This window comes from Cyanobacteria bacterium FACHB-DQ100 (assembly GCA_014695195.1).
Classification (GTDB): domain Bacteria; phylum Cyanobacteriota; class Cyanobacteriia; order Leptolyngbyales; family Leptolyngbyaceae; genus Leptolyngbya.
Genome location: JACJNW010000032.1, coordinates 26,141 through 39,300 on the forward strand (window position 1 = coordinate 26,141; position 13,160 = coordinate 39,300).

General features: G+C 48.9%; 10 protein-coding genes. 7 read left to right on the top strand and 3 right to left on the bottom strand.

Annotation, left to right across the window (positions count from 1 at the left end; genetic code table 11):
- Positions 1 to 118 precede the first annotated feature (118 nt).
- From H6F51_17190 to H6F51_17205, 4 genes are all read left to right on the top strand, one after another.
- On the top strand, positions 119 to 1,822 hold the full coding sequence (locus tag H6F51_17190; protein MBD1824209.1) for a glycosyltransferase family 39 protein: 1,704 nt from the start codon (positions 119 to 121) through the stop codon (positions 1,820 to 1,822).
- 3 nt (positions 1,823 to 1,825) lie between these two features.
- Positions 1,826 to 3,403 (top strand): glycosyltransferase family 39 protein, encoded by a 1,578-nt coding sequence (locus tag H6F51_17195; protein ID MBD1824210.1) that lies wholly within the window; start codon positions 1,826 to 1,828, stop codon positions 3,401 to 3,403.
- A 377-nt stretch (positions 3,404 to 3,780) separates the two neighbouring features.
- Entirely contained in the window at positions 3,781 to 4,290 is a 510-nt protein-coding gene (locus H6F51_17200; protein MBD1824211.1) for a CAP domain-containing protein, read from the top strand.
- A gap of 58 nt (positions 4,291 to 4,348) precedes the next feature.
- Positions 4,349 to 4,978, top strand: a complete 630-nt coding sequence (locus H6F51_17205) for a ribonuclease H-like domain-containing protein (protein ID MBD1824212.1) — start codon at positions 4,349 to 4,351, stop codon at positions 4,976 to 4,978.
- 62 nt (positions 4,979 to 5,040) lie between these two features.
- Here the strand turns inward: H6F51_17205 and H6F51_17210 are convergent, their stop codons facing one another.
- The 3 genes from H6F51_17210 to H6F51_17220 form a co-directional block, all read right to left on the bottom strand.
- Complete coding sequence (locus tag H6F51_17210; GenBank protein ID MBD1824213.1) at positions 5,041 to 6,867, bottom strand: penicillin-binding protein 2; 1,827 nt, start codon at positions 6,865 to 6,867, stop codon at positions 5,041 to 5,043.
- A gap of 86 nt (positions 6,868 to 6,953) precedes the next feature.
- Positions 6,954 to 7,373, bottom strand: a complete 420-nt coding sequence (locus H6F51_17215; protein MBD1824214.1) for a hypothetical protein — start codon at positions 7,371 to 7,373, stop codon at positions 6,954 to 6,956.
- 122 nt (positions 7,374 to 7,495) lie between these two features.
- A complete protein-coding gene (locus tag H6F51_17220; GenBank protein ID MBD1824215.1) occupies positions 7,496 to 10,225 on the bottom strand; it encodes a GAF domain-containing protein in 2,730 nt (909 codons plus the stop codon).
- 195 nt (positions 10,226 to 10,420) lie between these two features.
- On the opposite strand from H6F51_17220, the gene H6F51_17225 reads away from it, so the two are divergent.
- The 3 genes from H6F51_17225 (at position 10,421) to cysC (ending at position 12,975) form a co-directional block, all read left to right on the top strand.
- Positions 10,421 to 11,521 (top strand): quinone-dependent dihydroorotate dehydrogenase, encoded by a 1,101-nt coding sequence (locus tag H6F51_17225; protein MBD1824216.1) that lies wholly within the window; start codon positions 10,421 to 10,423, stop codon positions 11,519 to 11,521.
- Between the two features lie 68 nt (positions 11,522 to 11,589).
- On the top strand, positions 11,590 to 12,375 hold the full coding sequence (locus H6F51_17230) for a sulfotransferase (protein ID MBD1824217.1): 786 nt from the start codon (positions 11,590 to 11,592) through the stop codon (positions 12,373 to 12,375).
- 48 nt (positions 12,376 to 12,423) lie between these two features.
- A complete protein-coding gene (gene cysC / locus H6F51_17235; protein ID MBD1824218.1) occupies positions 12,424 to 12,975 on the top strand; it encodes an adenylyl-sulfate kinase in 552 nt (183 codons plus the stop codon).
- Positions 12,976 to 13,160 lie beyond the last annotated feature (185 nt).

The following is a 13,160-nucleotide window of genomic DNA, read 5'->3' on the forward strand; positions in this document are numbered from 1 at the left end:
TTTCTATAGCGATCCTGTTTGAGAAGTTTATGTCCTAATCGCCGCTTTTCAATTGCCTCGTTCCATGTCACACTACCGCTTGGTTTGATCTTAGATTTTGATCTTGGATGTAGAGTGCATGGACGATCAGATAGAGATGCCAGGGAAAACACGATCGCTAATCTTGGAGCGATGTTTTGCGATCGTTTGGGTGCTTGCATTAGGTGGAATTGCATTTTTTAATCAGTTGGGCAGCATCGGACTGGTAGATGAGACAGAGCCGCTGTTTGTGGAGTCAGCGCGGCAGATGACGGTCACCGGAAATTGGATTACGCCGTATTTTAATCAAGTGACTCGGTTTGATAAGCCGCCCTTGATTTACTGGCTGATGGCGATCGCATTCAAAACGGTTGGCGTAAATGAATGGGCAGCGCGGCTGCCCTCTGCGATCGCGGGAACCGTTTTGGTCGGTTTTTGTTTCTATACGATTAGGCGATTTGTTCCATTGAGAATTGCACCGTACTTGGGATCGGCGATCGTTGCGCTTAATCTGATCACGCTATTCTTCGGACGGTTGGGCTACTCGGATATGTTGCTGAGTGCCTGTTTTGGTGGATCGCTGCTAGCGTTTTTTTTCGGCTATGTGAGATCGGATCAGCGCTGGTATCGGGCGTTTTATGGGCTGATGGGACTGGCAGTTTTAACGAAAGGCCCGGTTGGGGTCGTGTTGCCGAGTGCGATCGTGCTCATCTTTCTATTCTGGGCGAGAAACCTGCGCGGAGTGCTGCGCGAGATGAAGCCGATTCAAGGAACAGGAATTTTTCTGTTGGTGAGTGTGCCTTGGTATTTGTTGGCGTATCTTCAAAACGGGAATGCGTTTATTCAATCGTTTTTCGGGCTGCATAATGTTGAACGCTTTACCAATGTGGTGAATCAGCATTCTGGCGCTTGGTACTATCATTTGGTGATTGTGCTAGTTGGGTTTTTCCCTTGGTCGCTTTGCTTGCCTGCGGCGATCGCTCATGCGATCAGGCAACCCAAATGGCAACAAGAACCAAGATCACAGCATCTTGGAAAGTTCGCGCTGGTATGGTTTGCGGTTGTGCTGATCTTCTTCACGATCGCGGTTACAAAATATATTACTTATACCTTACCGCTATATCCCGCAGCAGCAATTCTCGTCATGTTATGGTTCGTGCATCATTTTTCACAACCAAGACCATCCATCACGGTTAAGGCTACCGTATACTTTAGTGTTGCTATTTCTGTTGCTGTTGGTATTCTCATTTTCTACAGCCCAAATTGGTTAAATCGTGATCCAGCTATGCCAAATTTGGGATTAAGAATGCAGCAGTCTGGATTGCATCACATTGGCGCATCCATTTGGATTACAGCCGCGATCGTTGGATTAGTTTTAGCGATTCAGTATCGATTGCGCTGGTATTGGGCTGTGAATCTTGTTGCTTTTGCAGCATTTATTCTGTTTTTTATTACTCCTGCGGTCAGCATTATTGACTCAGTTCGACAATTACCGCTGCGCCAAATTGCTCAAGCGACGATCGAGGATCGACGACCGAACGAACCGATCATCATGGCAACCGATGCGTTTGAGAAACCGAGCTTAGTGTTTTATACGCAGCAGCCAATTACCTTTCTTAATCGCGCTCGGATGATTCAGCCATATTTACAGAAGCTGCGGAAAGAAGGAAAAACAACATCGATCGTGATGATCACCACCCCAACCGCACTGCAAGAAGGAAATGTGAAACCAAATCAGTACCAACCGCTTCAACAGTATCGTCAGTATCAACTTGTGCGCGTTCCAATTCGTTCTTCAAAATAATTCATGAAATCAGTACAAAAATGGTGGGCAGAGCCAACCAATCGGCAAGTTGCTGCAATTCTAATCGTGGGATTTCTGTTTCGCAGCTTTATCGCGTTTTGGCTGCCACCTGGATTTGATGAAGCGTACTACTATATTTACACTCAAAATCCTGCTCTGAGTTATTTTGATCATCCGCCACTGGTTTCGTTGGTGAGCGCGATCGGCATTTGGTTAACTGGCGAAGTCTCTCAATTTACAATCCGCATCGGCAGCTTATTGCTGTATCCGTTTACGTTGTACTTTCTATACCGTGCAGCAGTTCATTTATTTTCAGTTCGAGTTGGATTGCTGACGTTAGCGATCGCGTCGGTCATTCCAATTTTCCAACTCGGATTTGGCACCTTTACGCTACCCGATTCACCGCTAATGTTTTTCTGGACATTAACGCTTTGGGTGGGAGCGGTTGAATTTTTTCCTCGCGATCGTACAGTTTACATTTCCTCGTATCGAGTTGCACTCATCGGGCTACTCGTTGGATTGGCTTGCATTGGAAAATACCACGGATTTCTACTTGGATTTGGCTTAATTGGATTTTGTTTGACCAGCCGGCGGCATTGGGCAGTGTTTCGATCTCCGTGGACAATATTAAGCTTTCTACTATTTTTAGTTGCGTTCTCGCCTGTATTGTATTGGAACAGCCAGCACGATTGGATTTCTTTTACGTTTCAGGGAAACCGTAGTGTTCCAAATCGTTCCTTCAAATTCTCTAAAGTAATTGATGTTGCGTTTGCAGCCTCGTTGTATTTATTTCCTACATTTGGATTACCACTCTGGTTTGTTAGCATTCGAGAAATTATTCTAACCGTGTCGCGGAGGTTTTCAAACTCGATTCACTCTTTCGTGTTGTGGACATCTGCGCCTGTATTCATCATCTTTACGCTGATTGGTGGTTATCAACAGATTTTACCCGGTTGGACAATGCCAGGATTCTTCTCGGTTACGCCACTACTCGCTTGGTACGCATCGAGGTGGCGATCGTCTGTGCTAAAACGCTGGCTTGTGGGTTCAACCCTTGCGATCGTCGCCCTGCTATTGTTTGCGCTGTCTCACGTCACGCTGGGAACGCTGCAAAAACCGGGACAATACGCGCTGTTTGGGGGATTCGTTGCGCCGCAAGACGATCCTTCGGTTGATCTGATGGACATTCTGCAACTGCGGCGAGAATTTTCGCGATCGCCTCAACTGCTCACAGCGCTGAAAAATGCCGACTTTATGTTCAGTAATCGATTCCACATGGCAGGGCATACGGCGATGGCGCTCACGCCCCTCTATTCGACTCCGATGACTTGCTTCGATCGCCGCGACTTGCGCGGATTCGCTTTCTGGTCAACCGCAGAACAATGGCTGGGTAAAACAGGACTCTACATCACTGCTGATAAATTTCAAACCCAGGAAGACTCTGCGGCGGAATATGTCCCGTATTTTGAAAAATTTACCAAGCTAGGGGAAGTGGAGTTACGTCGGGGCGGAGTAGTGATCGATCGGATTCATGTGTTTCAAGGGACGAACTTGCTAAAACCATTCCCGCGTCCTTACTGAGTCAAAATCATTACGTCACATCTTCATGTAGCAATATAGCAATTTAGTCTATTTTCTTAACTTGTCTAGGTGGCGTAATTGCCCTGTGACTAAATAGCAGTTCAACCGCCCTAATTAGCAAAACCCTCTCACAAAAGGTTAAATTTATGCAATATCTTATGAGCGGACAAAATTCAAATCGGAATTTTTTTGATCCAGCTAAAACGTAAATAGGATGGGAGATATAAGAAATTTTACGTATCTGCTCTAGGAAAATCGTATCCAAGATAACTTGCAACAATTTAACAATCGGGTTAACCTCTTCATCGAGACTTAACACCTAGGAGAGAGACGTAATGCTGAACCCAGCTCCCAGCAAAATCGTGCAAACCTTGGCAATGTCAGTGGGCATTGTGATCGCCGGAACCTTTGGCAGCACGATTCAAAGCCAAGCTCAAACCGTACCTTCAGGTGTGTCTACCTCTCAAACGCTCGCGTTTCAGATTGCTCAGGGAATTCCGATCGCAGAAATGGAACGCATGGTCTTTACTCGAATTAACCAGTACCGCGCCAGCAAAGGTTTACCTGCAATGGTCTGGAACGATAGCATTGCCAAGCAAGCGCGTGAACACAGCCGCAATATGGCGAAAAAAGCAGTTCCATTTGGTCATCAAGGATTTGAAAAGCGCGCAAAAGCAATTACCAGCAGCATTCCAGCGCGGGCGACAAGTGAAAATGTGGCTTGGATTATGAGCCGCCGCGATCCGATCGGGCAGGTTGTAGAAGCTTGGATCAAAAGCCAAAAGCATCGGGAAAACATCGAAGGAAATTTCAACGTAACCGGGATCGGCATCGGCCTCAGTGCAATGGGAGAATACTACTTTACGCAAGACTTTGTGCGAAATTAAGGTGCAAATCTGCATCAGGTGTAAGATACGTGAGTTGTAAAATCACTTGCCTCACCTTATGCAACCGCGTGAATTTCACCTTTGCGATCGCGATCTTACTTCCGAGCTATTGGAGCAGTATCAGTCAGCCACCGTGATCGCAGTCGATACCGAAACGATGGGGCTTCTACCACACCGCGATCGCTTGTGCTTAGTACAGTTGTGCGATGAGGGCGATCAAGTAACGGTTGTCAGAATTGAGCGGGGGCAAACCGAAGCACCAAACTTGAAGAAACTGCTTGAAGCGTCAGACACTACGAAAATCTTTCACTTTGCGCGATTTGATATTACGACCTTGCGCCATCACCTGGGAATTCAGGTCACACCGATTTTTTGCACGAAATTGGCAAGTAAGCTAATTCGCACCTATTCCCCCCGTCACGGCTTAAAAGATTTGATTCAAGAATTAACGGGGGTGGAACTTGACAAGAGCGCTCAAAGCTCCGATTGGGGCAATGCCATGAATCTTTCTGAGGCACAGTTGCAGTATGCGGCGAATGATGTGCGCTATTTGATTGAGGCGCGATCGAAACTGATTGAAATGCTAGAGCGCGAGGAACGCTTGGAACTTGCAGAGCAGTGTTTTCAAGCATTGCCTGTGTTTGCCCAGCTTGATATTCTGCAATATCAGAATGTGTTTGAGCATTAAAGGAACTCGCATTATAAGGAGGTTGCTTCCTGTGGACTCCGGAGAGCTTCCTTAAATCCCCGCTAAGGTGTCGGACTAGGACTCGGAGACGCAGCCGGATTCGGTGCAGCAGGCACACTTGGCGGAATCTTATCTGCAACGATCAAAGCTTCCATGACCGCTTTGACGATCGGCGCTGCTACCGTCGAACCAAACGCATCTGCACCCTTCGGCTCATCAATCACCGCTGCCACAACATATTGAGGCGCATCGATCGGGAAAATACTCACAAAACTGGTAATCTTCGCACCTTCGATATATCCACCCGTTTCTCCAGCTTTTTGCGCGGTTCCAGTTTTACCGCCGATGCGGTAGTTGGGAATTTGCGCGGCTTTTCCGGTTCCGTCTTGCACCACCGATTCCATCATTTTCAGCACGGTTTGCGCGGTTTGCGGTGAAAAAACTGGCTTGGGTTGAGGAGCGTTCGCGTTCCAGTAAGGCTGCCCCTTTTCATCAAATAAGCCTTGAACCACATGAGGCGTGAGCAGCTTACCGCCGCTTGCTAAAATCCCGTGCAGTTGCACCAGTTGCAGCGCCGTAATCGAAAAGCCTTGCCCAAACGAGCTGGTCGCCGCATCGATCGCAGACTCGGTAAAAGCCTTTTTGTCTTTGATTTGCCCCGTCCCTTCAAACGGCAAATCGCTTCCGGTCGGCTGCCCTAAACCTATTTTTTGTAGCCAGGAATAGTAGGTGGATCGAGACATTTGCTGCACGATTCGCACCATGCCGACATTGCTGGAATGCTCCATAATTTGAGTGATCGTACTAGGCCCTCTTGCACCAGCGCTGGAGAAATCAAAGTTTTGAATGGGCCATCCGTCTACCTGAATTGCCCCTTCATCATTAATCACTTGGTCGGGTTTGATTGCTCCCGCCTCAAGCGCGATCGCCACGTTCAAGGGCTTAAACGTTGATCCCGGCTCATACAAATCGGTTAACGCCCAGTTTTTGAACTGCTCAATGTTTGCTTTATAGAATTCATTCGGATCATAAGACGGAGCAGATGCTAGCGTTCGGATTTCGCCTGTCTTGGCATCCATCGCGATCACTACACCACGCTTAGCGTTGAATTTTTTTAGCTGCGGCTGAAGGGCGGCGATCGCCGCTCTCTGGACTCGACTATCGATCGACAACTGCAAATGCAAGTTGTCCATCTGCAAAAATCCCCCCGGAAGACGATCGGGCATCATTACCCCTGAGCCGGTGCGGCTCAGTCGCACAGATTTCACTGATCGTTCAAGTAGATTCTTGTGGCTATATTCAACTCCTGCTTGCCCGATGCGATCCAAATCCAAATACCCAACCACATCGGCTGCGAGGGTTTGCTGGGGGTAGAGTCGCTGCTGCTGTTGTGCCAGTTCCAAGCCGTCAATCTGCAAAGATTGAATGCGATCGGCTGCCGATTCGGGCACGGCGTACTCAACGCGAATGCCGCTCTCGCCCGCGCTAAATCGTTGCAGCAAGTCCCCCGCAGGGATGCCCAGAATTGCAGAGAGTTTCGTTGCAATTTCGGTTTTCGGCTCCTGAAACGCGATCGGGTGGGCGTACAGCGTGTAGACCGGACGATCGATCGCTAAAACATTGCCGTTGCGATCGGTAATCGGGCGACGCGGGATAAAGGGACGCAAAAAAGTAGTTTGTTGAGCGCGTGCCTCTTTAAGCAATTTTGGCGACTGATAGACTTGCAGCCGAACCAGATTGAGCGATAGGAGTCCTGTTGCACCCACCAAGATTGCCCAAACGAGAAATAAGCGACGAACGCTCGGTTTTGCTTGCGCTGTGCGAAACCGTTCGATCAGTTGAGTCTGACTTACAGCCTGTAGCAGTCGATCGCGCAGCTTCTCGATCATCGGCGGCAGACTCGCTCCACTCGCAAAGCGGGCAGTGTTTGAGGGGCGGCGGGGTGAGGAGGTAGGCTTTCCTCGGTTTGGCATAACTAATATCCTAGAGGGGCAACAGGCGAGGATTGCGAAGAAGAAGCAACGGGTCTTTCAGGACGGGGCGGAGCAGCTTTAATAAAAATGAGGCTATCGGGATTTTGCGGAACCAAACTTGCATCCGGGCGATTCGATTGAGTCGCGATCTGATTTTTCAGGACTTCTCCGTTTGCTGTGATCTGGCGTTCGTTGCGACGCAATTGTTCCAGCTTGCTGTATTCTTTGCCCCAAAGCTGCTGAGTGTACACCGTCCATCCATAAACGGCAAGTACCGTACCTGCTAAACCAAACGTCACTAAGATCGAAACTCGCTGAGTCAGGAGCAGCGATCGCAACCATCGGGGAGGTTGGCCTGACTGGGGTAACTGCCGCACCGATGTCGCTGATTTTTTTCGCTTAGACTTGAGTGCCGCCGCCATACCGCCCTCACACCTTGATAGTTTGCCTTGATGGTTTGCTTAAGAACGATTCATTGTCCTCAAGCGAACATTGTATCGGTAGTTTTAAACTATGCAGACGAAAGACTCTAAATTTTGTTGGGTCATGCGATCGGGAGTACCACTCGGCTCATAATTCGCCCATCATCCAGCTTGTAAAGATTGAATTCCGATCCCATTTGCTGCATGAGTGACTGACAGATTGCGAGATGGAGTCCGGGCGGTTTGTCGAGCGTGGACGGAGCGAGCAAATCTACAGCTCGTCCGGCTTCAAGGTCTTCGCAGAGTCGCGGCTCGATCGCACCATCGTCGGTAATGGCAATTTCCATCCACTGAGCGCTGATTTGCCGACACCAAATATCAATACGTCCGCCCAGATTTGCCCGTTGACAAGCAATGAGCAGCAGTTCGTACAGGACTAATTCAAGCTTAGTAATGTCTCCGTAGATCATCGGATTAATTTCGTGATGCACTTGTGACCAGAGTTGGCGCTGCTTGAGCAAGTGATCGACGCGATCGAGCGCTCGTCTGACCAGTCCGATCATTTGCACCGTTTCGTTTCTGATTGTCAGTTGCCATTGTTCATCGCGAATCACATGACGCACCGGCTCGATCGTGGTGTCGATTTGTCGCAGCAGTTGAGCTTGTCGCGCATCACCGAGCGGCAGTTCAGCTAGTCGAGAAACGCTGAACTTGACCGATCGATACAGATCTTCGAGCCGACGCTGCTTGTACCAACTGAGGCGCTCTAACCGTTCGCGATCGCGCTTCAATGCTTCGGACACCATTAAATGTCGGCGTGACCAGGCAAACTGAGCGACCAAGGTATTCAAAACGGTGAGGTGACGATCGAGCCATTGCCGCTCTAGCCGATCCGCCACCAGGACAACCGCAGTGGGTTCATGTTCGGGCGCAGTTCTGAGCGTGATTGCCAAAATTTGACCGATTCCAGGCGCGTTCAACCACTGCCGGGTTTCGATCGGAATCTCATCGATAGAAACGGAGAGAATTCCGTCGTGAGTTAGGACGCGCTGAAGAAAAGTATCCGTCTCGATCGAGACTTTCAGAAGGGGGTCGATGTGGAACCGACGATCGTTGTTTGATTGCACCACTCGTCCGATTCCCCGACCTGCTGCCCAGCCGACTAGAACTGCCAAGGGTGCTTCTAAAATTTGCGCGATGTACTGTAACGCCGATTTTTCTAGCAAATCTAAATGCTGCGTTTGTTGAATCGTATTCAAGCCCCATTGAATCGTCTGATAGATCTTGCGCTGTTGGTCGTTTTGCTGCTGCAAGCTCCATTGCCGGAGAACAATTCCCACTTGCTGAGCGGCAATCTTGGTAAACTCGCCTTCGCGCTGTGTCCACGATCGCGCCTGCTCATGCGCCAAAATCAGCACCCCTTCTACAGCGTGTCCGAGAGTCGTGCTGCACACCAATAGCGATCGCACTCCCAGCTCTAAAAGCGGAGTTCGCCAAGCTGCAAAGCGGAGATCGTCTGCTAGATTCTCGATCGCGATCGGGTTCGACTGTTTTTCTAGCATTTGCCAGTCGATCGGGCTGAGAGAGGTAAACCAAGCAGGCAGCGGTCGTTTATATTGTGGCTGGGTTTGATAGCGCACTTCAAACGCATCGCGATCGGAATCGTAGAGCAAAACGATCACGCGATCGATGCCTAATCGCTGATTTAACAAAGTTGCAGCATTTTGCAAGGCAGAAACTCCATCGCCTGTGCTGTAAATTGCTTTAGCGATTTCGGCAGTGAGGGCTTGATCGAGTTTGACTTGGGCGATCGTGTTTTCCATGCCTTCGAGCGGCGATACCAGCCCCAGTAGCTGCGCGGCTGCTCGCATAAACCGTTTATCTTCGTCTTGCCAGCTTCGGGGTTGGTCGCTTTCTGCGGTGAGAAATCCCAATAGCTCGTTCTGGTATAAGATCGGAGCCGCAATTAGCGATCGCGCCCGAATGAATTCCATCACTCGCACGGTGATCTCCGCTTTGGTCAGGCTGATGGATTCGCCGATTGTAATCACTTGATCGGCTTGCAGCGCTTGATAAAAACTGCTCATTTCCTGCACGGTTAGCCCGGATGCAGAATCGATCGAGCGAGTTCCTTTTTGATTTGTGGCTCTTCGCCAAAAATAGCGGCGCGTCGGTTCAAACCAGTAGAGGCTCGTTCGGGCAGGCTGAACAAACTGCTGGACTTGCTCTATAACGCGATCGAGCCGCTGTTCAAAATTAGGGAGCGATCGCAGTTCCGAGAGCATTGTTAACATCGGACGATCAACGTGCTTAATTTGTTGTCGCTTCTGTTCTTGTTCTGCGGCTTCTAGCGTGGCTGCAAATTCTCCTAAAACGATCGCGATTAGCGATTGTTCTTCGGGTCTTGGAAAGCTTCCCCATAGTTTTGAGCCGACGATCGTGACCCCATAGCATTGATTCTTGAGTGAGATCGGGAAAATCATCGCGCCTTGAATGTTCGCTTTTTCGGCAAATTTGCGCCACTCGTTTGCCCGTTGTGCTTCACGCAGATCAGGAAAGGTGAGCGGTATTTGCTGAACGACGGCTTGTTCGAGAATGTCGCCTGGAGTGAGGATGAATCGTTGTTTGAGAAAGGGTGCATCTCGCAGCGGGCTTTTCCCTCCTTTACCAGACAAACGATGTTCAGCACGATCGTACAATCCAATCCAGACGAGATCGAAGGCAAAGCAGGTATTGAGATAGGCGTAGACAGATTCGATCGCAAGGGTATCTCCCTCACGCAGATGTTTGAGAACGCGACTGAGGGCGATTAAGTGTTGTTCAGATTGCGTTGTCTCTTTCGAGTAACCCATGTATCAGCCGGAGGATAGCGCACAGGAGCGGCGGGATTTGCCTACTCGTTTGATAGAGTGCCCGGAGATTGTAGGTTTTGCACGAGTGCGATTGGATGGATACAGTCGCGCAGCGAACCTGACCAAAAATGCGCTACTGTATCGATGCTCTCTTGTTTTAATTAAATTCTTCCTGTGTCAGATTTCTATCGATCGATTCTTCGTCCTGTTCTGTTTTCTGGTTTGAATGCTGATCCGGAGTGGCTGCACGTTCAGACTCTACGATCGCTCAGTTGGATCAATTCGTCGGACTGGCTGCGATCGCGCTTAAATCATCTGTATGGATTTGACTCGCCTCGGTTGTCGCAGTCTCTTTGGGGTTTGACGTTTGCGAATCCGATCGGTTTAGCGGCAGGGTTTGATAAAGATGGCGTGGCAGCGAATGTTTGGTCGAGTTTTGGGTTTGGGTTTGCCGAATTGGGAACGGTGACGTTTCATGCTCAGCCTGGAAATCCACAGCCGCGCTTGTTTCGGTTGGTCGAGGATCTGGCGGCACTCAATCGCATGGGATTTAACAATCAAGGAGCCGCTTCGCTGCGATCGCGACTGGAGCAGCAAAGCAAAGGGATTCCGATCGGGATTAATCTAGGCAAGTCAAAAATTACGCCGCTGGAGGCTGCCGCAGAGGATTATTTAGGCAGTTTTCGATTGTTAAAACCCCTGGGCGATTATTTTGTCGTGAACGTCAGCTCTCCGAATACGCCGGGACTGCGATCGCTCCAAGCCACTGATCAGCTAGAGCCGATTTTGTCAGCCTTGCAAACCGAGAATCAAGCCGAAAAGCCTTTGCTGGTAAAGATTGCGCCTGATTTGGAATTTGAGGATATTGCTGCGATCGTAGACTTAGCTCAGCGCTTTCAACTGTCTGGAATTATCGCAACAAACACAACGATTCGCCGCGATGGACTGAAAACGCAAATGATTCCGGCGACTAGAAAGCCGATTACAGAAGAAGCAGGTGGAATCAGTGGCGCTCCGGTCAGAGAAAGATCCACCGAAGTCATTCGAGCGATTTGGAAACAAACTCAGGGAAGCTTACCGATTATCGGCGTAGGCGGTGTGTTCTCGGCGGAGGATGCTTGGGAAAAGATTACGGCTGGGGCAAGTTTAGTTCAAGTCTATACGGGTTGGATTTACGAAGGTCCAACAATGGTCAAGCGGATCTTGCAGGGATTAGAGGAACGACTAGAGCAATCCGGCTTTGAGAGTTTGCAGGCGGCGATCGGCTCCTCGCACAATCTTGCGATTAAAGAGTAATCCTAAAGAGCGATGCGGGGATCAATCACTTTCCGAATAGTAAAAAGGAAGTTCTGCGATCGCTCTGTATGAAAACCGCGTTTCTGATTTTTGGCGCACAACGCAGTGGAACATCGGTAACGAGCCACATTTTGTCGGAATTTGGAGTTAATTTTGGCTCGGATCAACACTTTATTCAAGGTGGACATAATCCGATTTTTTTTGAATTGAAGTGGGTCAATGATGCCAACAATCAACTGATTCAAACGTTGGGTTATCGCTATAGCGATTTTTTCTTACCCATTGAGCAAGATTTCGAGGACGATCGCTGGCTTGAACCCGAAGAAAATCTACAGACCAAAATTGCTCAAGAATGGGGCGAGACTGCGACGATCGGACTCAAAGATCCGCGCTTTTCGCTCACTTTTCCGCTATGGCAGCGAGTTTTATCAAATGCAGGCTATCAATTAAACATCATTCTTGCGTTTCGCTCTCCATCTAGCTTTCTCAAATCCAATCAAGCCTTGTTTTACAACTGGGAAGGCTGGGACGTAGATAGACATCTGCGCTTTTGGCTGCAATTAAACTTAGCGGCGACGTACTTTACTCGCGATCTGCCTGTCTATTTTCTTTGCTATGAGGATCTGATGAACAATCCCGGCAAGGAAACTGAACAGTTAGCACAACATTTTGGGCTGGATTCGAGCTTGGTCGATCGTGCAGCAGCAGTGGTCGATCGATCTCACTATCATCATCAAACAACAACTGAAACGGGTGTTGCGCTGATTGATGAGTATTACCAACGGCTGCGATCGCGCACTGTTTCAGCAGACGACTATCTAAGCTACCGCAACACTACTTTATCTCTCGCCTAATTTGACATGCTGCAAAACATCGATACCTTAGAGTTAGCCAAACCGGACATTGCTCAGCAGGGCTTAACGGTTTGGTTTACAGGATTAAGCGGTGCAGGTAAAACCACAATTTCTCAAGCCGTTTGCCAACACTTGATTGAGCAGGGCTTAAAAGTTGAACATTTAGATGGGGACTTAGTACGCCAAACATTGACCAAAGGATTGGGATTTAGTCAAGCCGATCGTGAAGAGAACATTCGTCGGATCGGGTTTGTGGCGCATTTACTGACTCGAAACGGTGTGATTGTGTTGGTTTCTGCGATTTCGCCTTATCGATCGATTCGGCAAGAAGTTCGATCGCAAATTGGTGCATTTATTGAAGTGTTTGTTGATGCGCCTTTAGCGGTTTGTGAGCAAAGAGATGTGAAAGGACTGTATCAACGAGCGCGAAATGGAGAGATCCCACAGTTTACTGGAATTGATGCACCGTATGAAGCGCCTTTGAATCCGGAGGTCACTTGCTCGACTGCGGAGGAAACGATCGACCAGAGTGTGACCAAAGTGATGCAGGTGATTTCTAGATATCAGGCGAGTTCAGCAAGTTTCTCGGCTTCGGTTTGAAGGGGTGATTGCCCCCTAAATCCCTCCTACCGTGCACAAACATCTCTTTCCCGCTTCGTTGCCATCGGCTTCAGCCCCCTAAATCCCCCAAATTGGGGGACTTTGAACTTGAAGAAATCATTGCATTAGAAAACTCTTTTTTCTTCAAAGTCCCCCAGAATGGGGGATTTAGGGGGCGAGGGATC